Origin of the sequence: Nostoc sp. DedQUE05 (assembly GCF_034530955.1) — a bacterium.
Taxonomy (GTDB): domain Bacteria; phylum Cyanobacteriota; class Cyanobacteriia; order Cyanobacteriales; family Nostocaceae; genus Nostoc.
In genome coordinates, this window is record NZ_JAVRCB010000020.1 from 13,039 (window position 1) to 38,402 (window position 25,364).

At 39.9% G+C, this 25,364-nt stretch carries 15 protein-coding genes, 1 tRNA gene and 1 pseudogene; 9 read left to right on the top strand and 8 right to left on the bottom strand.

Translation table 11 applies throughout. The features are described 5' to 3' along the window. Positions 1-844 precede the first annotated feature (844 nt). Together RMZ42_RS16575 and RMZ42_RS16580 are read left to right on the top strand one after the other, a co-directional pair. Entirely contained in the window at positions 845-1,399 is a 555-nt protein-coding gene (locus RMZ42_RS16575) for a RidA family protein (RefSeq protein ID WP_322672407.1), read from the top strand. A 613-nt stretch (positions 1,400-2,012) separates the two neighbouring features. After that, a complete protein-coding gene (locus RMZ42_RS16580) occupies positions 2,013-7,430 on the top strand; it encodes an AAA family ATPase (RefSeq protein WP_322672408.1) in 5,418 nt (1,805 codons plus the stop codon). Between the two features lie 263 nt (positions 7,431-7,693). Here the strand turns inward: RMZ42_RS16580 and RMZ42_RS16585 are convergent, their stop codons facing one another. The 5 genes and pseudogenes from RMZ42_RS16585 to RMZ42_RS16605 all read right to left on the bottom strand — a co-directional run. Then, positions 7,694-8,707: an alpha/beta hydrolase gene (locus RMZ42_RS16585; RefSeq protein WP_322672409.1), complete on the bottom strand. Its 1,014-nt coding sequence runs from the start codon at positions 8,705-8,707 to the stop codon at positions 7,694-7,696. A gap of 234 nt (positions 8,708-8,941) precedes the next feature. After that, complete coding sequence (locus tag RMZ42_RS16590) at positions 8,942-9,280, bottom strand: hypothetical protein (protein WP_322660052.1); 339 nt, start codon at positions 9,278-9,280, stop codon at positions 8,942-8,944. Between the two features lie 187 nt (positions 9,281-9,467). Next, positions 9,468-11,174 carry a dihydroxy-acid dehydratase gene (ilvD, locus tag RMZ42_RS16595; RefSeq protein WP_322672410.1) on the bottom strand — a complete coding sequence of 569 codons (1,707 nt, stop codon included), beginning with the start codon at positions 11,172-11,174 and terminating at the stop codon, positions 9,468-9,470. A gap of 226 nt (positions 11,175-11,400) precedes the next feature. Further along, positions 11,401-11,673, bottom strand: coding sequence for a hypothetical protein (locus tag RMZ42_RS16600; RefSeq protein WP_322672411.1), 273 nt, complete (start codon positions 11,671-11,673; stop codon positions 11,401-11,403). Between the two features lie 164 nt (positions 11,674-11,837). Continuing rightward, positions 11,838-12,181 (bottom strand): annotated as a pseudogene (locus RMZ42_RS16605) (IS1 family transposase); the annotation flags it as partial. A 66-nt stretch (positions 12,182-12,247) separates the two neighbouring features. Between RMZ42_RS16605 and RMZ42_RS16610 the strand changes: the two are divergent. The 4 genes from RMZ42_RS16610 (at position 12,248) to RMZ42_RS16625 (ending at position 16,261) form a co-directional block, all read left to right on the top strand. Beyond that, positions 12,248-13,693, top strand: coding sequence for a PQQ-dependent sugar dehydrogenase (locus RMZ42_RS16610; RefSeq protein ID WP_322672412.1), 1,446 nt, complete (start codon positions 12,248-12,250; stop codon positions 13,691-13,693). A 190-nt stretch (positions 13,694-13,883) separates the two neighbouring features. Continuing rightward, a complete protein-coding gene (locus RMZ42_RS16615; protein ID WP_322672413.1) occupies positions 13,884-14,219 on the top strand; it encodes an STAS domain-containing protein in 336 nt (111 codons plus the stop codon). 567 nt (positions 14,220-14,786) lie between these two features. After that, positions 14,787-14,871, top strand: a tRNA-Ser gene (locus tag RMZ42_RS16620). Between the two features lie 208 nt (positions 14,872-15,079). Next, complete coding sequence (locus RMZ42_RS16625; protein ID WP_322672414.1) at positions 15,080-16,261, top strand: CapA family protein; 1,182 nt, start codon at positions 15,080-15,082, stop codon at positions 16,259-16,261. 227 nt (positions 16,262-16,488) lie between these two features. Here RMZ42_RS16625 and RMZ42_RS16630 read toward each other — a convergent pair whose 3' ends face one another. Continuing rightward, complete coding sequence (locus RMZ42_RS16630) at positions 16,489-18,120, bottom strand: serine/threonine protein kinase (protein WP_322672415.1); 1,632 nt, start codon at positions 18,118-18,120, stop codon at positions 16,489-16,491. Between the two features lie 419 nt (positions 18,121-18,539). Then, a complete protein-coding gene (gene rpiA / locus RMZ42_RS16635; RefSeq protein ID WP_322672416.1) occupies positions 18,540-19,250 on the bottom strand; it encodes a ribose-5-phosphate isomerase RpiA in 711 nt (236 codons plus the stop codon). A gap of 238 nt (positions 19,251-19,488) precedes the next feature. Here rpiA and RMZ42_RS16640 point away from each other — a divergent pair, with 238 nt between their 5' ends. After that, a complete protein-coding gene (locus tag RMZ42_RS16640; RefSeq protein WP_322672417.1) occupies positions 19,489-20,166 on the top strand; it encodes an S-layer homology domain-containing protein in 678 nt (225 codons plus the stop codon). Between the two features lie 30 nt (positions 20,167-20,196). On the opposite strand, the gene RMZ42_RS16645 is transcribed toward RMZ42_RS16640, so the two are convergent. Beyond that, on the bottom strand, positions 20,197-21,528 hold the full coding sequence (locus tag RMZ42_RS16645; protein ID WP_322672418.1) for a hypothetical protein: 1,332 nt from the start codon (positions 21,526-21,528) through the stop codon (positions 20,197-20,199). 210 nt (positions 21,529-21,738) lie between these two features. Between RMZ42_RS16645 and RMZ42_RS16650 the strand changes: the two genes are divergently transcribed. Further along, complete coding sequence (locus RMZ42_RS16650; protein ID WP_322672419.1) at positions 21,739-21,930, top strand: hypothetical protein; 192 nt, start codon at positions 21,739-21,741, stop codon at positions 21,928-21,930. A 269-nt stretch (positions 21,931-22,199) separates the two neighbouring features. After that, complete coding sequence (locus tag RMZ42_RS16655) at positions 22,200-25,043, top strand: DUF3131 domain-containing protein (protein WP_322672420.1); 2,844 nt, start codon at positions 22,200-22,202, stop codon at positions 25,041-25,043. Positions 25,044-25,364: the final 321 nt, after the last annotated feature.

Consider the following 25,364-nt stretch of genomic DNA (forward strand, 5'->3'; position numbering starts at 1 on the left):
ATTTAAAAACAAAAAATAGTAGTTAGAATAGAGCTAACAATCTATTAAATTTAGGTTATGTTGCTAGTGGATATCTAAGCCGGGAAACTTAGATATCCTTATATAAAATTTCAATAGTTTAATAAGTAATCAAGCAGACATAATATTGACTGGAGTTTAGACTAATTTTACCCATCAAACCGCTAAACCCTTATCCAGACAAGCTTTGATAATTTCTAGGCTTGATATAATTCCGAAGTCTAAAATGCTTACCACATACAGGTTGTAGCCTTAAAAAAAGAATTTAGTCTAAACTCCAGTATTGAGGGCTGCAAAAGAAACTTGCGCAGATTACCGCTAGTAGTCTGCCAACCTAAAAATGCGCTTGTGAGGTCTGAAGAAAGGGGAAAGGGACTCATAGTAAGGGATTTAAAACATGATATCATGTCCGCCTAATTAGTTATAATTCCCGCATCTGTGCAAAAACCAGGAAACCCTCTTTCCCCCTGCCCCCAGCAAGAACTGCTCCCCTGCCGTCTTAATGATAAGTCTTTAACCGGACATGATATGAGTCCCTTTCCCCCTTTTCCCGACAGCCAAGAAGTCTACTAACCGACACAACCTGTTTACGAAAAATAACACGCGCTGCGATCGCCTAATACACTTTTTGGGGGTTAATAACCTGATTTGGTATAAGTATTAACTGCATCCATATCGAAAGCTAAACGACCTGAAAGCCATTAGGAGCTATTAATTACGTGATTGCACGGCATTATATTTCATTAATAGTGCTTTTTAGCATAATTGGATAGATAATAGAACTAAGTATGAGCAAAAATAGAGAACTCACATTTAAGGAGCTTTAATGACTAAACGTATTACCAGTGCTGTAAATTCGCTAGTAGCAAACTTCTCGCGACGAAATGCACTTTTGTGGCTTGGAGGTAGTGGAATAACTACCGCTTTGATGGTGGGAACACAAACGGAAGTAAGCGCTAAAGACAACAAAGAGTTGAAATTGGTGAACCCACCAACATTATATAATCCAACCCAAAATGGCTATAGCCATATAGCTGTGACACCATCAAGGGCGAGAACCGTCTATATTTCTGGTCAATTTGGTTCTGATTTACAAGGGAATCTTGTCTCCAATGAATTTGAAAAGCAGTTAATACAGGCTTTTAAAAACCTCCGTTATGCCTTAGCAGCCGTTGGGGCACAACCACAAGATGTCGCAAAAATTACTGTTCTTATAGTGGATCACAACCAAAATAAATTGATCCCGTTAGGACGTGAAATTATAAATTTATGGGGGAATAAACCACCGGCAAACACTCTTATTCCCGTTCCTAGACTTGCACTTGACGGTATGTTATTTGAAATTGATGCTTATGCGGTAATTCCAGATAACCGTAGTTGAGGACTAGTTATAACATAACCCTATCTAATAACAGTCGGCAAAGTAATAAACTTCCCCTACTGTCAATCAATAATAGTCTCTTCTATTTGAGTATGGAATTGCCTTTAGTCAGACTACGAAACCTAACTAAAAATCCCAGCAGGTACTAGTAGTTTGCTGTTGTTAACTTGGTTCTTTAAAGTTTAAAGGGAAAAGGTGAAAGGTTTTTAATACCATTTTGAAAAATGATTGCGACAGATGGATTCACACCAAGCCAGACGCACCAAGGCAATTCCCAATCCAAAATCTAAAATCCAAAATCTAAAATGGTATAACCTCTTCCCTTTTAATCTTTCCCCAGCCCTTACAAGCATATTTTTGAGTTAAAAAATTCCTACTTTACGCTTTGCAGGTTCCTAATTTACTATTGATAACCTTGATACCTTGTGTGAGATATTCTATCTCTGCATTGGATGCTTTAAAGATAAATTAGCGTGTAATGTACCATACAATTTAAAGTTTATCTTCATAAATAGTCTCGAAAGTAAAGCCATAGTAATCTTTATTAATTAACATTAAATTGCCGTTATTAATTTGGGAATAATCAAGTTATAAATGACTCGGATTTAACGGTATGTTTAGCACTCATGTTAATATTTATGGATACCAAATCATTGAAGAAATCTACAATGGTTCGAGAACTGTAGTTTACCGAGGGTATCGAGAAAGTGACTCATTACCTGTAGCGATCAAACTGCTGAAAAATCCATATCCATCCTTCAACGAACTGGTGCAGTTTCGCAATCAGTACACCATTGCCAAAAATCTAAACTCATCTTTAATCGTTCAAACCTACAGCCTAGAGGCGTATCAAAATGCCTATGCGTTGGTGATGGAAGATTTTGGCGGCATTTCTCTAAAAGATTATTTTGCTCGCGATCAAACGCGAGATATCAGGTTTTTACAAGAATTTTTACAAATAGCGATCGCACTTTGTAATACCTTAGAGATACTCTATAGTCAGCGGATCATTCATAAAGATATCAAACCGAGCAATATTTTAATTAATCCAGAAACCAAACAAGTTAAATTAATCGACTTTAGTATTGCCTCTCTATTACCAAGAGAAATGCATACGCTAATTAGCCCCAATGTGTTAGAAGGAACATTAGCTTATATTTCTCCAGAACAAACAGGGAGAATGAATCGGGGAATTGACTACCGGACTGATTTTTATTCGCTTGGTGTAACTTTCTACGAATTACTCACAGGTGAGTTACCTTTTCAATCAAACGATCCAATGGAATTGGTGCATTCCCATATTGCTAAGGTAGCCTCATCAATAGATGTAATTAACTTACAAATTCCGGCGGTAATTTCGGATATCGTTAGCAAATTAATGTCAAAAAATGCTGAAGACCGCTATCAGAGTGTATTAGGATTGAAGTATGATTTAGAAAATTGTTTAGTTCAACTGAAAACAACTGGCAAAATTGAAAGTTTCCCAATTGCCCAAAGGGATGTGTGCGACAGATTTATTATCCCTGATAAACTCTATGGACGAGAAGCAGAAGTAGAAACTCTGCTAGAAGCATTTGAAAATGCCAGCCTGGGAGCAACAGAAATAATCCTGGTAGCTGGGTTTTCGGGAATTGGTAAAACTGCCGTTGTTAACGAAGTGCATAAACCTATTGTTCGTCAACACGGTTATTTTATCAAAGGCAAATTTGACCAATTTAATCGAAATATTCCTTTTTCTGCATTTGTCCAAGCTTTCCGTAACTTCATGGAGCAATTACAAGCAGAAAGTGAGATACAAATAAACAAATGGCAAAATCAAATTATTCAAGCATTAGGTGAAGACGGACAGGTAATTATTGAAGTCATTCCTGAATTAGAAAAAATTATTGGCAAACAACCACCTGCACCAGAATTATCAGGTAACGCAGCACAAAACCGATTTAATTTATTATTTCAGAAATTTCTCCAAGTATTTACAACTAAAGAACATCCGTTAGTTATATTTTTAGATGACTTGCAGTGGGTAGATTCAGCTTCATTAAAATTGATGCAATTATTAATGAATGAAGCTAATCAGGGATATTTATTGTTAATTGGTGCATATCGAGACAATGAAGTATTTCCAGCACATCCGTTGATGGTAATGTTGGATGAAATTCGCAAAACAGGTGTAAAGGTGAATAGTCTTGCCCTGAAACCGCTCAACCAATTACAATTGAACCAACTTGTAGCCGATACCTTAAATTGTGCAGAAAATGTGGCATTATCTCTTTCACAATTGATTTATCGTAAAGCTGAAGGGAATCCATTTTTTGCCACTCAAATCCTGAAATCATTACATCAAGATCGACTAATTCAATTCAATTTTGCCGAAGGGTGTTGGCAGTGTGACATTTCTCAAATAAATCAGCAAACTCTAGCAGACAATGTTGTTGATTTTATGGTTTTTCAATTACGAAGATTACCAGAATCAACTCAACAACAATTGAAGCTAGCCGCTTGTATTGGTAATCAGTTCGATTTAAAAACATTAGTGATTGTTTCTAAACAATCTGAGGTAGAAACCGCAGATTGTTTATGGAACGCTTTGCAAGAAGGGTTGATTTTGCCGCAAAGTGAGATTTATAAGTTTTTTGTTGGTTCCGAAAATCAAGCAGCTACTCAAGAACAGTCTGAGATGGTTGTATATAAATTTTTACACGATCGCGTCCAGCAAGCAGCCTATTCACTAATTCCAGAAGCACAAAAACAGTCAACACACCTGCAAATTGGGCGATTGTTGTTGCAGAATACACCTAAAGAGCAGCAATCAGGAATTTTTGCGATCGTTAATCAATTTAATTACGGACTGGAATTATTAAAAGAAGCTGACGAACGAGAACATTTATCCCGGTTAAATTTGATAGCGGGTTGTAAAGCCAAAAACTCGACAGCTTATGCAACAGCAGTTGAGTATTTAAAAGTGGCAATGCTTCTATTACCGATAAATGCTTGGCAAAGCAGCTACGATTTGGCCCTTGCTGTTTACGAATCTGCGGCTGAGGCAGAATATCTGAATACAAACTTTGAGTCATCAAAATCATTAGTAGAGATTATCCTCAAAAACGCTAAATCTCCATTGGAAAAAGTTCGTACCTATGAGATTCAAATCCAATCTTATACGGCACAAAATAAATTTATTGAAGCAATAGCCACAGGTAGAGAAGCATTGCAATTACTAGATTTGACGTTACCTGAAGACAGTAACACTCAAATGATTTTTGATGAATATAACCAGTTACAACAAATGTTGGTTGATCAATCGATAGCAGCATTAGCAGATATGCCAGAAATGATTGATCCCCAAAAAATAGTTGCGCTCTGCATATTATCGGGTTTGTTTGCTCCAGTCTATATAGCCAAACCGATGTTATTGCCGCTCAAAATTTTTACAATGATCGAGATTTGTATCAAGTACGGCAACTCACCACAGGCAGCTGTTGCTTATAGTCTCTATGGATTATTTTTGTGCAGTATTGGTGCAATTGAAGATGGATATCAGTTTGGTAAACTAGCAGTACAACTTTTAGAAAAATTTCAAACTAAAGAACTTAAAAGTAGAGTTTATTTAACCTTTAGTCTGTTTATTAAACATTGGAAAGATTCAATTAAATCCACATTAAATCTATTTTTGGAGGGATTGCAGAGTGGATTAGAAACCGGAAATTTAGAATATGTAGGCTATTGTGCCAATTGCTATTGTCAATTTCTCTTTTGGAGCGGAGAAAACCTAGAAAATGCTGTGCTGGAGGCAGATAAATATTGCGATCTCATGCAGCAAATAAAACAAGAAGTATCTCTGGTTTGGGGAAATATCTGGCGGCAGACGGTGCTAAATTTACAAGGAGAAGCGGCTAATCCCTGTTGTTTAATTGGTAAGCATTTTCACGAGGTTGAAATGTTACCAACTTTAATTGAAACAAACAATATCAATGGTATTTGTTATGTCTATCTAGCAAAAACGCTCCTGGCTTATCTTTTTGGTGAGTATGAATCTGCTTGGGAATATTCCCAAAAATTTGAGCAGTATGAGCAGGGAGCAGCAGGCTTATTAATTGTTCCTTTGCGGAATTTCTATCAATCTTTAAGTTTGTTAGCTCTTTGTTCTCAGGTAAATGAAGCACAGCAAGAGGTTTATCTCCAGAAAGTAGCCGAAAACCAGTCAAAAATGCAACAATGGGCGACTCATGCACCCGTAAATTATCAGCACAAGTACAATTTAATTTTAGCTGAACAAGCTCGTGTAACTAGGGATCGCCTACAAGCCGCAGATTATTATGAAATAGCGATCCAAGAAGCGATCGCCAATGGCTATGTTCAAGAAGCCGCGATCGCTAACGAACTTGCTGCCAAATTTTACCTAGAATGGGGTAAAGAAAAAGCCGCAGAAGGATATCTGCAACAAGCATATTACAGTTATGCTCGTTGGGGAGCAAAAGCCAAAACTGATGACTTGGAAAAACGCTATCCCAAATTACTCAAACCCATTTTCCAACAGCAAGAATTTAACTTAAATCCCTTAGAAACCATAGCCAGCATTGCTCGTACATCTACTTCTTACACTACCAGCAGCACTAATATTTCTGATGCTCTAGATTTAACCTGCATTCTCAAAGCAGCTCAAACTATCTCCAGTTGTATCGAATTAGACGCACTTATCAGCAGTCTCACTCGCATTATCTTAGAAAATTCTGGTGCGAAAACATCTGTATTAATTCTTCCTCAAGAGGATACTTGGCAAGTGCGGGCAATTACTTTTATCGATCAACAGTTAAATTCCCAGACTGATGTCAAAACTATTCTTGATTCACAACCAATAGATGCTTGTCAATATATTCCGAGAAAACTGATCAATTACGTTAAAAATACTCAAGAAACTGTCATCATAGACAATTGTGAAACGAGTATTCCTGGTGTAATTGGAGAATATCTGCTCCTACATCAACCTCAAAGCGTATTATGCACGCCCATTATTAACCAAGGTCATTTGGTGGGGATTCTCTACCTAGAAAATCAATTGAATCAAGGAGTATTTACTAGTAACCGCTTACAGGTGATTAACCTACTTTCCTCCCAAGCAGCAATTGCTTTAGAAAACGCTCGGCTTTATCAGCAAGCTGGGCAAGCTTTACAAGATTTGCAACAAGCTCAATTACAAATCGTCCAAAGTGAAAAGATGTCTGCATTGGGTAACTTAGTTGCTGGCGTCGCTCATGAAATGAATAATCCTCTTGGTTTTATTGCTGCCAGTCTCCAACAAGCTAAACCAACATTTATTGATGTTATCGAACACTTGAAATTATATGAACAAAAGTTTCCTACTCCCGGAGATGAAATTTTAATTCATGCTGAAGAAATCGATTTGGAATATACCTTAGAAGATTTGCTCAAGATGATTGATTCGATGACAATGGCGTGTGACAGGCTCAAGAACATTAGCACCAGTCTGCGTACTTTCTCTCGTGCTGATAGAGATTACAAAGTACCGTTTAACATTCATGAAGGCATTGATAGTACGATTTTAATTCTCAAACATCGTCTGAAAGCCAACGAAGAACGTCCAGCTATTGAAGTAATCAATGAGTACGGAAATTTACCACAAATTGAATGCTTCCCTGGTCAATTAAATCAAGTATTTATGAATATCTTAGCAAATGCTATTGATGCCTTGGATGAATCAAATACAGGTCGGAGTTTTGGAGAAATTCAAGCCAATCCCAATCGAATTAAAATTACTACCTCTCTAATAAATAAACAAATTGAAGTGAGCATTGCTGATAATGGTCAAGGCATGAGTGAATTAGTCAAGCAAAAAGTATTTGACCACTTATTTACTACGAAAGGTGTTGGTAAAGGAACGGGATTAGGGTTAGCGATCGCTCAGTCTATTGTTGTAGAAAAACATGGCGGTTCCCTGGTTGTGAATTCTACCGTGGGTGTTGGAACAGAATTTGTAATTACCTTACCGATTCTGGCTCAGGCTCAAAATTAATACCAATTTAAAGAATGCGACAAATAGACCATTTGTAGAGACGCGATTCATCGCGTCTTTAGCCAATCATTAATTAAATTGAAGGTTGAGCCAATACAGTTCATATCAGTCAAAATACTGATATGGAGACGCGATTCATCGCGTCTTTAAAAACCAATTATCTATAATAATAGCTGTTAACTGAACCTCTCGATACTTGAACTATATTTTGAAATGCCAAATACTTTTTAACCTCTCCGTTTTTTGCAAAATTGGGATGTTCATTAGAAATCTGGATTAATACATTTAAGATGCTCACAGCCGAAACCTTGAGTCATCATTGCAGATAGCTGTGGAAAAACTTGTTCATCAAAGTTGAGTTCGCGCATGATTTGGTCATAAGCTTGTCCCTGCGCTATCCGCTTTGCCATTTCCTGAAACTCTAGCCAAGTTAAATTACTCTCAACAAATGCTTTAGCAAGGATAATTACCAGTTCTTCATAATCATTGTCTTCCAATTTTGTCATCATTCGGTGTTCAATATGAAGCGAATCATCGAAACAGTAATACCAGGATTTCGGTTGCTGCTTAAGTATTCTTCGGAAAAAATCCTGCTGTTTCGAGCGACTAACAGCACTATCTGCCTCACTACATACCATTAAGATTGGGGCAGAAACACAGCTTTGAGCCTTGTCTAAAACCTGATATCCCAATTCCAGAAATATCCGTAAGGCCTTCAGACGAAAACCTTTATAACCAAAATTCCCAGGTGCATCTTTGTTAAACCATTCAAAGTAAATTGGCAGAATTTTGATGAGTTGATCGAATAGTAAATAGCGGCTACTTAAAAAAGGCGTAAACAATAAAGTGCGGTCAATCTCTTGAGGATGCTCTAAAGCTAACCAAGCAGCTAAAGTTCCACCTGTTGATAATCCACCAATTACAACTTGTTGCCCTAGCGTTTTGGCAATCTGCAACCATTTGATGACAAATTGTTGATAAATATCAATATCTGTTGGCAGGGGTGGAGGATTTTGAGACTTCCAGTCACCTGAGCGGCCATGACCGGGTTGTAAAGGAATCAGAACGTTATATCCCTTGTTAAAGAAAGCTTTACCAAGCGGCTCGAACTGGTAAGGGCCTGCTGTAAAACCATGCAAAAACAAAAAAACTTTTGACGTGAAGTCAGAATGAATCAAAAATTTAGAACGGCAGGCTTCATTTTTAAGACCTAGTGTGGACTCTAATTGGTGAACTTGCTCTAGAATTTCTACTGTATTTTGAATACCAACTTTCATTTATGTAATTATTATATTCGTATATATATAGTAATCCTACTTGAATCGCGATCGCATCCTGAAAAGGAAATCTTTGTCTGGCAAGCTTTTAAGCAGCTTAGTTATTTAAAAATCCAATATAATTATAGATATATGTTACTTTAGTAATTAAGTAGTTACTTCGAGTCTAGCAGAGGACATATTGTTGAGTTGCTCTGTCAGAAGTGAAAAACCTTTTTAAAGTCGGATGAGTATTCACTCCAAACTAATTTTCCACAACCCGTCTAGCGGATTGGACAGTTGGAATTGACTATCATTGCTACCGAGCCAATTATTGTCATACACCAACCCCACACTGAATATTCTATTTAGAGGATATTGTCCTAGTTTTCCAAAACCTTCAATATTCTTTGAGTCAGCGATCGCTTGCTGGTTCAGCTGTATAGTTGTTTGGTTGCCGTCATCAAAGTAAATTGTGGCTCGTTTGTTGTGAAAGCGCACCTGAACTTTGTAGACCCCACCAGTTGCATAATAATAAGCTGTAGCAGGTAGCTTTTGGCCGTCAATATTTTGTCCTTTAAGCTCAACTGCCATAGCAGGACTGCATAACAACAACAGGATTGGCAAGACTGACCCTAAAACTTTCATTGGTAGTAACAAACACTTTCACTCAACTATTTTCTACTTTAAAACATAAGTAAGTTTCACAGCCAATAGCAGAAAATTGTTTTTCCATACTCTTGTAGAGAGACGCGATATCTCGCGTCTCTAACCTTACTCCCTACTCATGAAATAAATCCAAGTCTGTGACAGCACCAACACTGCTAGAGGAAACTAACTTAGCATATTTTGCTAAGATGCCTTTTGTATAACGGGGTGGACGGGGTTGCCATTTGGCGCGGCGACTGGCTAATTCTGCATCAGAAATGTTGATTTGTAACAAGCGAGAATTAGCATCAATAGTGATGCTATCACCTTCTTTGACCAGAGCGATCGCACCACCAACGGCGGCTTCGGGAGCAACGTGTCCGACTACCATCCCATAAGTACCACCTGAAAAGCGCCCATCAGTAATTAACGCCACTGCATCGCCTAAACCTGCACCAATAATTGCTGAGGTGGGTGCTAACATTTCCCGCATCCCAGGGCCACCAATAGGGCCTTCGTAGCGGACGATAATCACATCACCGGCTTTAATCTTACTTGCAAGGATGGCATCTAAGCATTCTTCCTCGGAATCAAAAACTCTTGCAGAACCGGTAATGCTGGGATTTTTCACCCCGGTAATTTTTGCTACTGCTCCCTCTGTAGCGAGATTTCCTTTCAGGATGGCTAAGTGACCTTGAGCATACATCGGGTTATTCCAAGAACGAATTACATCTTGATTGCTTGGTGGTTCATCGGGGACATCTGCTAAAATTTCGGCGATGGTTTTACCTGTGATGGTGATACAGTCACCGTGAAGTAATCCATGCACCAATAGTATTTTCATCACTTGAGGAATACCACCAGCTTGATGTAAGTCTGTGGCAACATATCTACCACTGGGTTTTAAATCGCATAAAACCGGGACACGATCGCGGATAATTTCAAAATCATCTAGATTAAGTTCTACACCAGCCGCACGAGCGATCGCTAGAAAATGTAACACGGCGTTAGTTGAACCACCCACAGCCATAATTACAGAAATAGCATTTTCTATAGATTTACGCGTGATAATGTGCCGGGGTAACAGTTGATTGCGAATTGCTTCTACTAATACCTTGGCTGATTCTTCCGTGCTATCGGCTTTTTCGTCATCTGACGCCGCCATTGTGGAAGAATAGGGTAAACTCATACCCATTGCTTCAAAGGCCGAGGACATAGTATTGGCTGTGAACATCCCACCGCAAGAACCAGCACCAGGACAAGCGCGGCGTTCTACTTCCATCAGTTCGGTGTCGTCAATTTTGCCAGCACTGTGTTCACCCACAGCCTCAAAGGAACTCACAACAGTCAAATCGCGGCCATTGTAGTGTCCGGGTTTAATTGTCCCACCGTAAACAAAGATAGCTGGGATATTCATCCGTGCCATTGCAATCATTGCCCCTGGCATATTTTTATCACAGCCACCGATAGCCAGCACACCATCCATACTTTGACCATTACAGACGGTTTCAATGGAGTCAGCAATCACTTCTCGTGACACAAGGGAATATTTCATTCCCTCAGTTCCCATCGAAATCCCATCACTAATAGTAATTGTGCCGAATATTTGCGGCATTGCCCCGGCTAGTTTAATTCCAGCTTCAGCTATGAGTGCTAGTTGATTAATCCCCATGTTACAGGGAGTAATGGTGCTGTAGGCATTAGCCACACCCACAATCGCTTTCTTAAAGTCTTCATCTTGAAAACCTACTGCACGCAGCATAGCCCGATTTGGCGATCGCTGTACTCCTTGTGTAACAGCTTTACTTCTTAAATTCTCTGACGTTGTTTTTTCACTCATTGCTCTGGCCTCAATCAAATCTCTGTACGAGTATGATATGGAGCCTTTTTTGAAATGTCCAATATATATATATTTAAAATTGATACGTATAAAGTATCAAAAATATGAGACTATGAAATCTGCGCTACTTTATTGCTGTAGCTGAGAAATTACATTTCAGCAGAACTTACACAAACGTATAATTTTATTCAGCCATAAATCGAATGGCTCTCTGCGTTCATATTACTCACCCACAGAAATTATCAATCCTCAACTCGCGCCACACATCAGACGGTTGCCAGCCAGAGTTACCAACGGAGCGCAAAGGGCGATAGTGTTCCCAGATGTAGTCCGATTCGGATGCTTCAATGTACACAGGTAGATTTGGTTCAACCACCGATTCAGGAATATCTTGACTCTCAGGCATCTCAATGGATTCAGTCGATGGTGGAGTTACGTCTGTTATCTTGCGAATTGGGTTAGAAGTTTTTTTGATGAGTCGTTGCATATTCATAGTCATTATTTGGCTTTCCACAAGGTAGGATATCCCAGAATACAGTAAGTTATCAGACAATCCGAAATATTTTGTTGGAAAGTTTTTCCAGGTGCGGATTGCTTTTCGCTTTTAAAAGATGGGAGCGTAGTATGATTGCACTGATAGGCGTTACATAAATGCAGGATGAATTAGCTAAATATGGGTATTTCTCTATACTTAAAAGAGCTAAGTAACATTTGAATTGAATATTTAAGCATATCTACTAATTTGGAATAGCATAACTTTTTTCCATAGCGAAGCAGTAGTGACATTAGGAGTGTCTGTAGGTGTATAAGATAATGACGTAAACGTGTATTTTCACATTCTACTGTGGTCATATATGTTTTACTGACGATACGATCTTCTAGGTTAATAAGACTGAGGTAAACTTTCCATCCATCACATAAAAATAGCGCTGCCAACTGCAAAAAATGTCCCATAAAGGTTTAAATGTTTCAGCACGATGATTTCCTAAAATCCAAGCTAAAATTCCAAAATTTTTCCACTCATCAATAAGAATTTAGCAACAAAATTAAATAACCAATTTATCAAGAAAATCATGAATAACATGAAATCATCTAACCAAGTTAAACGCAGATTTTTCAATCAGATTGCTGTTCAAACGCTGTTATTTACAATAACACTATTATTTACAATAGTGTTATTAAATCATAGCACTATTGGAGTAAATGCTGTCCCTCAAAGCCTGCGTCCTGATATCAAGATTCGCAATATTATTAATACATTATCAGTATCTCCTTCTGTGCGGATTGTAAAAGATCCACGAAACAATACTCTCTATTACCTCAAACGAAATGGTGAGATTTATCAAGTCAATTTAGCCTCCTCTACTAAAACTCTTGTTTACAACTCTAGTAATCATAATTTAAGTGAAACTCAAGGTATGGCCATTGGCCCTAACGGCACAATTTATTTAGTTGGCAATGCAGACTTTGTGAATAACCAAACTCAAGCAATTATTGTTAAAGGTGTAATTAATTCGAGTACAAAACAGCGTATCTGGTCTATCTTAGCTAAGAGTGAAGCCTATCCCAAAAGCAAAACAGCTTATGACCATCGGTTCAACGGCGTAGTTGTTAGCCTGGATGGTAACTTTATCTATGTAAATAGCGGTTCTCGTACCGATCATGGTGAGATTCAGTCTGTTGATGGCCTATATCCCAATACTCGCGAAGTCGGATTAACTGCCTGTATACTCCGTCTTCCTAGTAATGGTAACAATCTCTTTCTGGCAAACAATCGAGCAACTTTAAAGACAGCTGGCTATATTTTTGCAGAAGGAATACGTAATACTTTCGATATGGCTTTTGCGCCCAATGGGGATTTATTTGGCACAGAAAATGGCCCAGATCGCGATATGTCAGAAGAATTAAATTGGCTACGCTTAGGTGGTAATTACGGCTTTCCTTGGCGTATTGGTGGGACAGATAATCCACAACAATTTCCCAATTATAATCCTGCCACTGACCGATTGTTAAGCCCTCAATTTAACGCCATCCAAAAAGGCTACTATCGTAACGATCCAACCTTTCCTAATCGACCTACTGGAAAACTGATTGAACCAATTCCTAATCTTGGCCCGGACGCAGATAATTACCGCGATCCTGTAGATGGAAAAATCAAAGATGCCAGCGTTCTTGGGCAACCTTTTAGCACTTTTACAACACACCGTTCTCCTTTAGGCTTAGTTTTTGATACGCAAGGAGTAATGAGTCCAGAATTCAAGAAAAATGGATTTATGTTGAGTTGGACAGCAGGCGATCCCACTGGCGAAACACTAATAGGCCCTTTTAAAGATGCCAGCCAAGACCTACTGCATTTAAAGTTAACTAAAGTAGGAAATACCAACTATAAACTTAACGCTACACGCCTTGTCAAAGGTTTTAGTAATCCCATTGATGCTGAGATTATTAGCAATAAGATTTATGTTCTAGAATATGGCGGAAATCAAGGAATTTGGGAAGTCTCTATGCCTACCAAGTAAAGTAAATTCGACATTCCCCCAACAAGTGACAGCATCGACAACGCCAAACGAAAATAGATTGCGAGAATCTAACTTTTCTAAACTTATTTATCTTTTTTCCTTAAGTGTCTTATCTGTCTTAACTGTCCTTGTAACGATTTTTCGGGCGTGATAAGTTCTTGTAAAACAACACTATTAACGAAGCATAACTATGTCAATAGAAACAAGAACTGTGAAAGACGTGACTATTTTAGATGTAAAAGGCAAAGTGACAATTGGCGAAGGTGATGTAACCCTTCGCGAATCTATCAGAAGCGCACTTGCAGATGGTGCTAAAAAGATTTTGCTCGATTTAAGCGGAGTGACTACAATAGACTCTTCTGGAATAGGTGAACTAGTATCAAGTTATACTGCAACAACTAACCAGGGTGGGAAACTTAAATTAACAAATCTTCCCCCGAAAGTTCACGATATTCTGATGATAACCCAACTCATAACGGTTTTTGAGACTTATGACAGTGAAACAGAAGCACTTCAATCATTCTAATTAGTGTGATTTTTGCTGTCTGTACTGGTACTGAAAAAATAAGGTAATAAATATCTAAGTACAGTAGAGATTTAAGATTTTTGCTCTGCCTGTCCCTGTAACCAATTCAATACTTAACTCATCCCACCTTTTGATTGGTGGGATTTTTAGTTTCGGGATCTATGCATTAGTCACATCTTTCTTAACAAAAGAGTTAAAGTGTAGAAAGCAGATACAGCAGTAGTTTAAGCGATAGAAGGCAAGGATTAACGAGAGTGCGATGTCTGACGACAAGCCTTACGGCTACGCTTTTATTGGAGTAGTTGAGATCAGAGGATGCTGATTAAAAAATATTTCACAGAATAATACGAGGACTGTTATTTTTAAGCCATGCTAATCTAAGTAACATGAATCTCGTGATGTCTTTTTCGATGTCTACAGACCTTAATTTGCCGTTGGTGTTCTTGGAAGATTGCATTACGCAAAAAAAGCGATAATGCTATAGTAGTATAGGGAGTCCAGCAAGATTTTCCTAAATTTACAGCATTTGAATGTAGAATAGATACTCAAATGTCTGAATAAATAGTTGGAGAGGTGTCCGAGCGGTTCATGGTGACGCACTCGAAATGCGTTTTGGGGAAACCCAACGGGGGTTCGAATCCCCCCCTCTCCGTTCAAAAGATTACTGAAAATTTACTACAATGTGGCTGAAATTTGCCTACCTTTAGCAAGGATATTGAACAACTTGTCTGTTTATTTGCAAGTTAGATAGGATTATCGCTCAATATTTACGCAGTCAAATATTTGCCAAAAACCCTAAAATATACACCGTTAACGCATATTTTTGGGATAAACTAATGCCATCGTGTGAGGAGTGAACGGTGGTAGATCGCAGCTTGGGGCGAGTATTCTCATTTAGTCTGATCGGTATTTCTTTATATCTGGGTATTAGTATAGGAGTCATTATCCGGCTTGGTCAATCACAGCGATTAAACGCTGCTACTATGCCGACTAAGACAATGCAGTTTCCATTAGCTATTCCTGAACTTACCCCATCAAAAATACAACAACAAACCTTTCCAAATACTATTACTATCAAAGCCGTTGGAGATATTATTCCCGGCACTAATTTCCCTAACTATAGATTACCTCGCTTTCGAGATCAATTATTACCAAAGTCAGTGAGAACTCACTTGCAAGGATCTGATATCTTGTTTGGAAATTTTGAAAGTAGTCTAACTAATTATCCCTATACTGCCAAAGATATTAGTCGAGGACAAGTCTTTGCCTTTCGCTCTCCACCTGCATACGCCCAGCTTTTTGCTGAGGCTGGTTTTAATGTGTTCAATATGGCAAATAACCATGCTATGGACTTTGGCCCGGTAGGGTTCAAAGATACAATGAAAAATCTTCAGGCTGTAGGCATTGCAACATTAGGTCATAAAAATCAAATTCTTTATTTGGAAGCTAACAATATCCCTGTGGCAATGATCGGATTTTCTCCTTATGAAATGTATAACTCCATCCATAATTTAAAAGCAGCTAAAGCACTCGTGGCAGAAGCCAAAAATAAAGCCAATATTGTAGTAGTATCGATGCACGCTGGAGCGGAAGGAACGGGGGCACTACACGTTAAGAATCAAACAGAGTTTTTTTATGGAGAAAACCGAGGTAATGCGATCGCGTTTGCTCGAAACATGATTGATGCAGGAGCAGACTTAGTTCTAGGACATGGCCCTCACGTTCCCAGAGCGATGGAAATTTATCAGGGAAAAATCATTGCCTATTCTTTAGGAAACTTTTTGGGATATCGGACTTTATCTACAAATGCCCAAACAGGTGACTCCATGATTTTAGAAGTCAAACTCAACTCAGTAGGAAATTTGGTATCAAGTAAAATTATTCCCGTTCGGATGGATCGGCAGGGAATCCCTCATATCGATCGGAGTTTTCAAACTGTAAGACTTATGCGTTATTTGAATAATCAAGCTTTTCCCAAGAATCCGGTGAAGATTAATAAGAAGGGGGAAGTTGTTGTAAAGAATAAACTTAACCCTTCCTAAAATAATTCGTAATTCGTAATTCGTAATTCGTAATTCGTAATTCGTAATTTGTAATTAGTTAATAGGAGTCAGCGCAATACTGCTCGGTTAAAGGGAAAAGGATTGGAAGGCTTGATATATAAGGTTTTTACCCTTTAACATGAGTCCCTTTCCCTAAAACCCGACAAGTATTGGAAGCCAGGGTGGTTGCGGACTTACCACGCTGCTTTACCAAAATCCAAAATTGACTAGTTATTGTCATCTTGTGGTTTTTCCTCGAACTTCTGAATATTCTGGGGTTGGCTATTAGTCGGTGAATTTTGCTTTTCTAGTGTTGGTACTACCACAGCAGAAGGATCTGATTGTTTGGATTCTGTTGGTGCTGTTGGTGGTATCAGTAGAGGTTTTGATGGACTTACGGGTTGAGGGGAGGCAGGTTTTTGACTAGAAGCGGGTAAGTTATTTTGTGGGAATGGCAATGGTGCGGGGGCGGGGGAAGCTTTTCGAGATGAGCGGATTGCCCGTAGTTTCTCCACTAAAGAGGGTGTAGGAGAAACGCTAGGTGAAGGTGTGGATTGTTCGGAATCACCGCGTTGCGATTCTCTTGCAGGGCTGCTGGTAGATTCTTCTTGGGAAGAACGACGATTGCGGCGACGCTGTTTGGAATTAGAGACGGGTGCTTTTTCGCTTCTTGAAGTGGTGTTAGTCTCTTCACTTCTGGGTGAAGATGTACTATCAACATTAGGTGCTTTCGCACCTGATTCTTGAGTTGGCTTTTCAACAAGTGGCTTGGCAGTCGGTTGCTGCTGAGATTTGGGTAATAAACTCGCGATCCCAAAACCTGCTGTAGCAGCAACTAAGGCTACACCCATACTAATAAATACTTTAGATGATCCCAGCTTTTTAGCCAGTAGAGTTCCCTTAGCTATACCTGGGTTGGGTTGCGCCAGCACAGATGGTCTATGAATAGAATTTTGGGCACTTTTCCCAATTAAAGTTACTGCTTGCTGCGCAGATAAATTGACAGTTGGCACTGCGTAAGTGGGTAAAACTTGCGGTGTTCCATTCACCCCATTTCCAGGTAGCAATTGCAGCCACTCAGCAACTGTCGCTGGCCGAAAACGAGACTCTACCGCCATACCGCGCATTACCGCTTGGTTGACAGCAGCACTCAAATGTGGTTGCAGTTCGCGGGGGGAAGGCATTTGTTCGCGATCGCGCAATAATGCTGGCATGGGAACTTGGGCTGTCAGCAGTGCATACAAGGTTGCTGCTAAACCATAAACATCCGTAGCGGGTGTGCGTGCCGCTTGCGTCATATACTGCTCAATCGGAGAATAACCTTCAGAAACCAAACCTGTGTGAGTCTGTCTGACACCGCCATTAAATTCCCTGGCAATGCCAAAATCAATTAGTATTACTTCCTGCGTTCCTTGACGAAGAATAATATTATCTGGTTTGACATCGCGGTGTAACAAGCCGTTGTTGTGTACTACCTGCAACGCTGCCCCAATTTGTCGGATGTAATGAATTGCTGTGGCTTCAGGCAAAGTTATTCCTGGTAATACAAATGCGTCTCCCAAGGTTTCGCCAGGAATGTATTCCATCACCATATAAGGCAGTCCAGCCTCCACAAAAAAGTCACTAACTCGGACTATATTTGGGTGAATACACGTAGCTAATCGTCTGGCTTCATCTTGGAATTGGCGCTCGAATTTGGCAAAATCAGGATGTTGTCGCAGCCGTTCATTGATGGTTTTCATCACCACCTCCTGACCCAAGTAGTGATGCGTAGCTTTAAAGGTAATGCCAAAGCCACCTCGCCCTATTTCTTGAATTAGGGTATATTTTCCATCCTGCAAAATTGTGCCTGCTAACATAAAGAGTCCTGAGTCCTGAGTGAGCAGATAAGTACCGAGTCCTGAGTTTTGAGGGATTTCCCAAAAATTTTCCCATATTTTTATCGGGCAGGGTTCTTGCCTGTCTATTTTACGGGATGTAGTTGTTGGAATTCCTGAAGTGAGAAAGACCTCCCCACGATCGCAACAGTTTTATCTTTCTCAGATGATAGCGCGGGAGTGCGGCAAGCTTAAAGCGGAAGACGGGCTAAGGCTATTTTTGAGGTTTTATAGAAAATTAGGCTAAAGTTTAGTGTCAAAACAGAATTCAGAAGTCAGAATTCAGAATGAATGATGTACAACTGGCGAATTTGGTGAAATTTCTGTTTAAACTCACTAGAATCTTGCTTAATTTTGGATTTTAGATATCTCTAAAATCTAAAATCCAAAATCTAAAATTTTTACAGTTGCCGTACTAATGGCTGACCATCTTTGACTTCGCCAATTAAAACTAAATCGACACAGTTAACGAAGATACCATTTTCCAGAACGCCGGGAATGTTATTCAATGTCTTTTCTAGTCCGGCTGGATCTTCGATGGATTCGAATCTGACATCTAAGACAAAGTTTCCTTGGTCAGTGATTACTGGCCCAGCTTTTTTTACACCCATGCGGAGTTCTGGTTTACCACCGAGTTTTTTGATGGCATTGGTTACAGGGGTAATTGCCATTGGAATCACTTCCACGGGCACAGCAAAACTAGAACCTAAGCGGTCTACTAACTTGCCACTGTCTACCACGACGATGAACTGTTCTGCTAGGTAGTCTACGACTTTTTCGCGGGTATGTGCTGCACCACCGCCTTTAATCAAATTCTTTTGCGGATCGACTTCATCTGCACCATCAATGGCAATATCGATGCGGTCAATAGCATCCAAGGTGGCGAGAGGGACACCGTACTGCTTCGCCAGCACTTCTGACTGAAACGAGGTAGGTATACCAATGATATCTTTGAGTTCGCCCGACTTGAGGCGATCGCCTAAAAACTGAATCGTATATGCTGTAGTTGACCCCGTACCCAACCCGACAATGGAACCCGATTTGACCAGGGCGGCGGCGGCTTTGCCAACTTCTTGCTTCATTAACTTTACGGGATCTGCTGTCATTCCCAAAACTCCTGAAAAACTGACTATAGTCCATAGTAGTGGGCGGATAACGCCAAAACATCAAAGGTAAAAAACAAGTTTTTGCTGATTTCCACTCTTTTGATGATGAAAACCAGCTCGCGTATTACGTAGCTATGCAACATCGCCTAGCCCAAATTCGTCATTAATTAACTGAGATTAAGTTTTACGTTCACCTCAGTAACGTAGTTTTTTCAATTCACGTTTGCAGCTACAAGTGGTTATTATGATCCGTCAGCTTTCAATTACTCTCTCTTTAATGGCACTCCTACAAAGCTTGCCAGCAATTGCTCAAGTACCAGAATCTACTTCTGAAATACCAGCTGATTCCATTCAACAGGTAACTGCTGTCAAATGGATGACAAATTTTCCCGATGGCAAATTTTATCCCGAAAGGTTAGTGAGTCGGGCAGAATTAGCCTCGATTATGGTCAAAGCATTTCGCCTAGATAAAAGAGAAGCTGTTACCAAAGAAAATTTAACTATTCCAGATGTTCCTCGTTCTTATTGGGCATTTAATGATATACAGACAGTCCTAAAAACTGACATCATGAAAGGCTATCGGGGTAATGAATTCTTTCCTAACCAAAAAGTGACAAGGGCAGAAGCTCTGGCTATTTTCGCCCAGGCTTATGGTGTATTTCAATTTCCTGATGCCGCTGTAAATGAGATTCTGGCTTCACATCCAGATGAAAAGTCTATCCCAACTTGGGCAAGAAAAGCGATCGCGACAGTAGCTACTGAGGGATTTCTGAATACAGATGCTCAAGGTAATATTTCTCCATTAAAACCCGTAACCCGTGGGGATATGGCTTATGTATTGAGTAAATATTTGCAACGACAACAGCAACAACCCGAAACACCAGAAGTTCCGATGATTCCAAATAGCCCACAATCACCCTAGCTAGACTTTTTCTAGCCGACGTACTTAAAATCAGTTTTGACCCGGATTTTTATACTTGTCTCGAAGTTGGCGAAGAAGATATACGGAATTAGACTGTGTTGGTTGCTGCAACACATTATTCCCATAATTAGTTTGTGGTGGTTGTGTAGGTTGTTGCAAGCCATAATTCCCATAATTAGACTGTGGTAGTTGAGTTGGTTGTTGCAACACATTATTCCCATAATTAGTTTGTGGTATTTGGGTCGGTTGCTGCAAGCCATAATTCCCATAATTAGTTTGTGGCAGTTGGGTTGGTCGCTGCAAGCCATAATTCCCATACCCTACAGGATTTGTGGGTGTGACAACACTTTGACTCGGACTTTGGCTAGAGTAAGGTACAGTATTACTTGGTGCTACATTAGGGACTACTTGACCGTTATTTAAATTAGTGTAGGTATTGTAGGGATTTTGCGGTAAGTTCGTACCCGTACTTAACCCATTATTAGGGACTACTTGACCGTTATTTAAATTAGTGTAGGTATTGTAGGGATTTTGCGGTAAGTTCGTACCCGTTGATGTGTTACCTGTCCCAGTAGTTAACCCAGTGTTTGGTAGAGAATTCTGACTGGTTAAGCTATTGCTGGGTGGCATTAAGGTTGTTCCTGGAGCGGAAACTTGCCCTACAGCATTTGTCTGAGTTGCAGTGGTACCACTGAAGCTAGACAATTTCTGGTTTGTCGATTGATTAAGCGCTGCTTGCAGAGGGTCGATAGAGAGAGAATTTTGATTCTTATTGGTTTGATTAGTGAATCCAACACCCAAGTTAGAAGATGTTTGGTCTCCCCCTGTTGGTTCAGACGCCGTATTAAAAGTTTTAAGACCTAGAAACGGGTTATTACTATCAACTGTTCCAGTACGCAATAAATTGTCTGTTTGTTGGACAAAGGGATTTTTCGCGGCTGGGGAGCTGTCGCCGTTAACACTTAAACCAGGATTTAATTTGGTATTATTAGCAGACTTTTGTTTGTTGATGACATCATCTAATAAGCCTTTGCTCTTTTTTGCCTCAGTCTGTTGTTCAGGCGCATTTGCCGTTGATGAAAGAGTTCCTTGCTCAAAGTCATTAAATAAAGCTGGCAGGTTATCAATATCTGCTGCAATAGCTTTGTTTTCTTCTGACAGGGAGGAATCAGCAGACTTTTGTAAAACGACTGGTTTTTTTTGCTTATAAGCGAAAATATCTGGGTTTGACCAGTATTCCCAGGTTGCTAGCCCAACTACAGATAAAAAAATCGCAGTTCCCCAAAAACCAGGCCGCCCTAGATTCCATAACCTGGCTTTGAGATAGCGTAAGTAGGCGGGAGGATAATGACGATGTGGCATGGGATTTGCTAAGTGAGATTTACTATAAATTGGTAAAATTCAACGGAAGAGGCATTGCTGTTTGATGCTTTTATTGCCTGGGAAGGAAATATCTCAACTAAAGTTCGATTGTGATTTCATCGTAACTTCTCAAGAAATTATTAGTTACAAGTAAGTCAAAAATTTACCAATCACTATTTTAAACTAAACTGTTTAGTCTAAAAATTAATTTTGAGTATCTTAGTTGCGATCGCCCCAGCTTCCATTTTCGCTATCTTGATTTTCTACAGGATTAGGACTAACAACGTATCGATGGTGCTTACCGAAGAATGGATAGCTACTGCGATATCTACAATATTCACCTTGGGCAGCAGAGGTGGCATCTCTGCGGTAGAAATATTTAAAATAGTTAATTACAAATAATTACAGTTAGTAATTATTTGTAATCTATACATATAGAAATAAATTTTCTCTATAAAATCTCTTTTTGGACAAAATACAAACTTCTTCCGTATATAGTCCCCATTTAAGGAAACAGTATAGAAAATTTCCGTATAATTCACCCTGATTTCCAGAATTTTTCCGAATATCATTTACTAGCGCTACTTGACTCATTCAATACATCTCTATTTATGAATATAGCTGTACAGATGTGCTATGACGTTGCTAAGTCCTAACTCTTTCTTTGCATTATGATATACAAACCCCCTCAACAAAAGCTGTTGAGATGGATTGCATTGTTCCTAATTGGAACATTTCTGCAATTTTTGTTTTACATCCCGACACCAGTCTTATCTCAAAATTCCAATAGCTGTAGCAATATTACAACCCCGCTCACATCTGAAGAACAAACTTATGCTCGTGCGGCTTGGCAGTATTTTGTCAAAAATTATCAGCCAGCAACGGGATTTACCAATTCTACTGGCGGTTATCCTTCAGGTACACTCTGGGATATGGGTAACTACCTGATGGCATTGAATGCTGCACGATGGTTGAATCTTACCGATCAAGCAGACTTTGATTCCCGCCTCAATAAGTTTTTGACGACTCTTAGCAGTCTGAAGTTATTTGAAGATGCTTTGCCCAATAAAGTCTATAACGCAGCCACTGCACAGATGGTTGATTATGGTAACAATCCACTAGAGCGTGGTCTTGGCTGGTCTGCTTTGGATGTTGGGCGAATATTGGCTGCGTTTGATGTCATCCGTACCTGTCATCCTCAATATAATGACTGGCTCAAAGGAATTATAGCGAAGTGGCAGGTGGCGCGATCGCTCAAAGATGGACAACTTTTCGGCGCTACTGTTCTCCCTGACAACAAAACCTTACTAGTGCAAGAGGGACGACTCGGCTACGAAGAATACGGTGCTAGGGGTTATCAACTTTGGGGTTTCTCTGCACCCAAAGCTATTGCTTTAGAACCATTTAAGTTAGTTGAAATTAATGGTGTGCAAATCCCTGTTGATAGCCGTGACTTTCAAAGCACCAATGCTAATAATTACGTTGTGAGTGAGTCTTATATCCTTGATGGGATTGAATTTGGCTTGCAAGGTGAATTAGCTGATTTTGCTGCCAGGGTTTTAGATGTGCAAAAACGGCGTTTTGATACCACAGGTCAGTTAACTGCGGTAACAGAAGATAATATCGACCAAGCACCTTATTTTCTCTACAACACCGTTTACGCCAACGGTACAAACTGGGCAACTATTACCGATACCAATCAACCTTACCCACAGTTTCGCAGCCTCAGTACAAAAGCTGCTTTTGGCTGGCGCTATCTATTTCCAGATAATGCTTATGCCCAAAAAGTTTTTGATGCAGTCAAGGATCTTCGCAGTCCTGATGATAGCGGTTACTATGCTGGCATCTATGAAGAATCAAAACAACCCAACAAAGCTTTAACAGGTAATACGAATGGGTTAATTTTGGAGATTTTATACTATAAGGCTAAGGGAAATCACCCTTTAATTGCTTCGGCTTCTACGAGTGTGTCTACTAACAAGCCTAGTGAAAATGCCTCTGGTGCAACACCTGTAAATCAACCGAATTCTACTGGCAAACCTAGTGAAAATGCCTCTGGTGCAACACCTGTAAATCAACCGAATTCTACTGTTACGACTCCGATCGCAACTTCTAAACCTACAGAAGTAGCTGTTGCACCTATTCCACCAGTGGATAGTCCCCAGTCATCATCTAACCTGAAACTAGAGCGATCGCTAACGCCTGTTGAACGGCGCTATGCAGAGGCGGCTTGGCGATACTTTCAAGCGAATTATCACGCCAAGAGTGGGCTGATAGACGATCGCAGTGATTTCAAAGGTGCAACCCTCTGGGGATTGGGAGATTATCTGGCAGCACTCCATGCAGCGCGATCGCTCGATACAATTACCCCTAAAGAATTTGACCAGCGCACCCGCCATCTCTTAGGAGCTTTGACAAAGTTACCGTTATTTGCTGGGGAATTGCCAAGTCGGAGTTATGATACGCGATCGCTCCAACCAATCGATTATGGTGGTAATCCAGTTCCCGAAGGAAACGGTTGGTCAGCTTTAGATTTGGGTAGAATGCTGGCAGCGCTTTACAACTTAAAAAGCTGTCATCCAGAATACACGGCTGCCGTAGATAAAATTGTCCTAGATTGGTCATACTTGCGTGTGGTGCGCGAAGGTATTCTCTCCAGTGCCACCGTTACCAAAGAAGAAGATGGGCGATATCTCACCCGCGTTAACCCCGAAATCCGCTTGGGTTATGAGGAATATGCCGCTCGTGCTTTTCAATTATGGGGGTTTAATCTCGATCGTTCTGCTATTGGAGGTGAATATCAAACTGCCTCAGTGGAAGGATTGAAAGTCCCAATTCAACGCCATCGCACAGATACTAATTCTAAAGTTAACCAATATACAGTTAGCAATCCTTTTATACTCTATGGATTGGAGTTTGGATTAGATCCAAAAATGCGATCGCTCTTTGAACCAATTTTTCAAGCACAAGCTGAACGTTACCGCCGCACGGGCACGCTCACAGCCTCAGCCACCACCTTAATCGATCGTAAACCTTACACTGTCCACAGTACAATTACTGGACAAGGAGAGTCTTGGGTGGCTTTAGGAGATGATGGTCAACCAGTACCAAAGGGGCGATTGGTAAGTACAGCAGTAGCTTTTGCCTATAATGCCCTGCTTCCAGACAATAAGTATAGTCAACAGTTACAGGAAGGAACGACTGACTTATATAATCCATTAGTTGGATTTTATGAGGGCTTCTACGAAACCACCGGCAAAACGGCAGTTGGTTTTACCAGCAGCACCAACAGTATGATTTTGCAATCCCTACTATACAATGTGACAAATCGACAACCCTTAATTCGTCCGATTACTACTATGAACTCCCTTTGGTGGCAGACAGTTACTAAGGGAAATTCTGGGCGAGGTCTACCAAACAGCGCCACACAACAAACCAAGTTAACTTCTGATAGTTCTGGAAGTTACTGGGTTTCAGATAGTGAAAAGACTCATCTAGTAACTGGCACAAAATAACACAACCAAAACCCTGATTTTCAGGTAAGAGCAATTCATAAAATTGCTCCTACAGTCTGTAGTTTTGTATAGGACTCATATTTGATTTTTGAAAAAAACTCAGTACAGCTTTATTCCTTCTTCCCAGTCCCCATTACCCCTTATCCCCAGAGGGGGCCCCACCATCCCCAGTCCCTAGTCCCTAGGATTAATTCAGAAATCAAATCAGATTGCTATATAAGTCCTAGTAATCCAAAATCCTTGTAGAGATGTAGCAATGCTACGTCTCTACATCTAGATTTGTAGCTCAATTCAGCAACGCTAATTTTGGATCGAGCGAGA

What these genes read in the sequence shown, in the direction of transcription:
- RMZ42_RS16585 (WP_322672409.1), bottom strand. Translation starts at nt 8,707, where the DNA reads ATGAAAGTTGGTATTCAAAATACAGTAGAAATTCTAGAGCAAGTTCAC.
- RMZ42_RS16615 (WP_322672413.1), top strand. Translation starts at nt 13,884, where the DNA reads ATGTCAATAGAAACAAGAACTGTGAAAGACGTGACTATTTTAGATGTA.
- ilvD (WP_322672410.1), bottom strand. Translation starts at nt 11,174, where the DNA reads ATGAGTGAAAAAACAACGTCAGAGAATTTAAGAAGTAAAGCTGTTACA.
- RMZ42_RS16600 (WP_322672411.1), bottom strand. Translation starts at nt 11,673, where the DNA reads ATGACTATGAATATGCAACGACTCATCAAAAAAACTTCTAACCCAATT.
- RMZ42_RS16640 (WP_322672417.1), top strand. Translation starts at nt 19,489, where the DNA reads ATGATCCGTCAGCTTTCAATTACTCTCTCTTTAATGGCACTCCTACAA.
- RMZ42_RS16590 (WP_322660052.1), bottom strand. Translation starts at nt 9,280, where the DNA reads ATGGCAGTTGAGCTTAAAGGACAAAATATTGACGGCCAAAAGCTACCT.
- RMZ42_RS16610 (WP_322672412.1), top strand. Translation starts at nt 12,248, where the DNA reads ATGAATAACATGAAATCATCTAACCAAGTTAAACGCAGATTTTTCAAT.
- RMZ42_RS16655 (WP_322672420.1), top strand. Translation starts at nt 22,200, where the DNA reads ATGATATACAAACCCCCTCAACAAAAGCTGTTGAGATGGATTGCATTG.
- RMZ42_RS16645 (WP_322672418.1), bottom strand. Translation starts at nt 21,528, where the DNA reads ATGCCACATCGTCATTATCCTCCCGCCTACTTACGCTATCTCAAAGCC.
- RMZ42_RS16580 (WP_322672408.1), top strand. Translation starts at nt 2,013, where the DNA reads ATGTTTAGCACTCATGTTAATATTTATGGATACCAAATCATTGAAGAA.
- RMZ42_RS16630 (WP_322672415.1), bottom strand. Translation starts at nt 18,120, where the DNA reads ATGTTAGCAGGCACAATTTTGCAGGATGGAAAATATACCCTAATTCAA.
- RMZ42_RS16575 (WP_322672407.1), top strand. Translation starts at nt 845, where the DNA reads ATGACTAAACGTATTACCAGTGCTGTAAATTCGCTAGTAGCAAACTTC.